The organism is Clostridium sp. NSJ-49, assembly GCF_014287725.1.
In the GTDB taxonomy this organism is placed as follows: domain Bacteria; phylum Bacillota; class Clostridia; order Clostridiales; family Clostridiaceae; genus Clostridium; species Clostridium disporicum_B.
The window spans coordinates 1-1652 of the sequence record NZ_JACOOP010000102.1; the positions used below are offsets into that span (position 1 = coordinate 1).

The following is a 1652-nucleotide window of genomic DNA, read 5'->3' on the forward strand; positions in this document are numbered from 1 at the left end:
CAATTTAAATCAATTGTGAGTTAGAATTTAAATTTACTTTCTAAAATTGGAAGCAAATTATCTGCAATTATTCTTTGTCCATATTCACTAGGATGGGTTACATCCCCACTTCTATAATAAATCTTAGAAGAATCAACCCCATTTATACCACTCGTATTATACAAGTCAATACAAGTAACACCATATTGCATACATTTTCTCTTTATTGCTTCTGCTCGTAATTGTAATTGCACTGATGAATTAGAATTGCTCTGTATTGGTGTAACTGGATCAATCATATTATTAATATAATCATTTGCTTGTTGTATGGGTGTCATGAATATTATCGGCTTACCTTTGTAAGTTTCTAACAATCCTTTTAGCAGTACATTTAAAGCACCGTAAAAAGTTTCATTTGTAGTATCGTTCCATGTTCCTAATTTAATTTCATAATCATTAGTACCACCCATAACGATTACTCCATCAGCCGTAGTATCCATATCCATATATCTATTACAAAAACATTTCCCATTTGCAGTTTCCCTAATCTCATTAAACCCTATACAAGTTCCACTAATACCATAATTGTTAAATATAGCACCTGTTTTACTTGCTATCTGTTGCCACCATGTCGGTAATGTATAATCAATAGAAGTTATGCTATCCCCTAAGCAATTTATTTTTTTACCAGATAAAGGACTGCTCCCATTTACAATGTTTAATACATTCTCATTAAAAGACTCTTTACTTTTAATTGTTACGAAACTGAGTAATAAATTAATGTCCGTTACAGGATTACCAGAACCATTAGACACTACAAAACGATATTTTTTTGTAACATCTGTAAGTGTGACTACCCCATTAACCTTATTAATTCTTGAATGAAATGTACCATCTTGATTATACGCTATACAATACATGTCTTTATCTGAAATAGCTTCTACTTTGGAATTAAAAGTATAAAATGCACTCCTTATCGCATAATCTATTGTTACATCAGTTCCTAAAGAACCATTTATCCCTCCAATTTCCCATTTAAGTTTTTCTTTAAAAGATAGTCCACCTATATATTTATTACAACTGTCAAATATATCAGGTATATCATTCGCCTTTTCTTTTAATTGATTTATCTCTTTAAAACTGTATGTTCCAACCATATTAAGAAAATTAGTTGGTATTAGTTCAGCACTTGTCAATGGTGCTATAACGATTCTGAAATAATTAAGTACATTTGTAATATTAAAACTTGAAGTTTGAGTTGTTGCCTTTATAAAGGATTTATCTGCTTTAGAGTATTCAAGTACATATACTTTGCAATTAGTTAAATTGAAAGTTATTTTACTTAATCCATTAAAATTCAAATATCCAACAGTTCTTAAATAACCAACGACAGGGGTATCAATTCCAGTATTAGTGTTTATTCCACCTTCTTCCCAATTATTCCATGTTACTGGAAAATCATCGCCATTGAGTGAATTCTCGATGAGTAAGTTACGTTCAGTTAATGTTCCAAACTCTATACCTAAACTATTAACTCTAGCTTGAATTACCTCTGGATTACTATTCCCTGTACCATTCACAACCAAAACATTAATTTGTCCTTGCAAATTTGATGTATCACTTTTATTCGCCTTAGTTTCCAATTGCGCATTAGTTTGATTAACTTGATCCTG

The 1652-nt window shown here is 30.6% G+C and carries 1 protein-coding gene; it reads right to left on the reverse strand.

Annotated features, from left to right (window positions below):
• Positions 1–20 precede the first annotated feature (20 nt).
• On the reverse strand, positions 21–1652 hold a 1632-nt coding region (locus H8S10_RS17800; RefSeq protein ID WP_186839741.1), incomplete at its 5' end, for an SGNH/GDSL hydrolase family protein.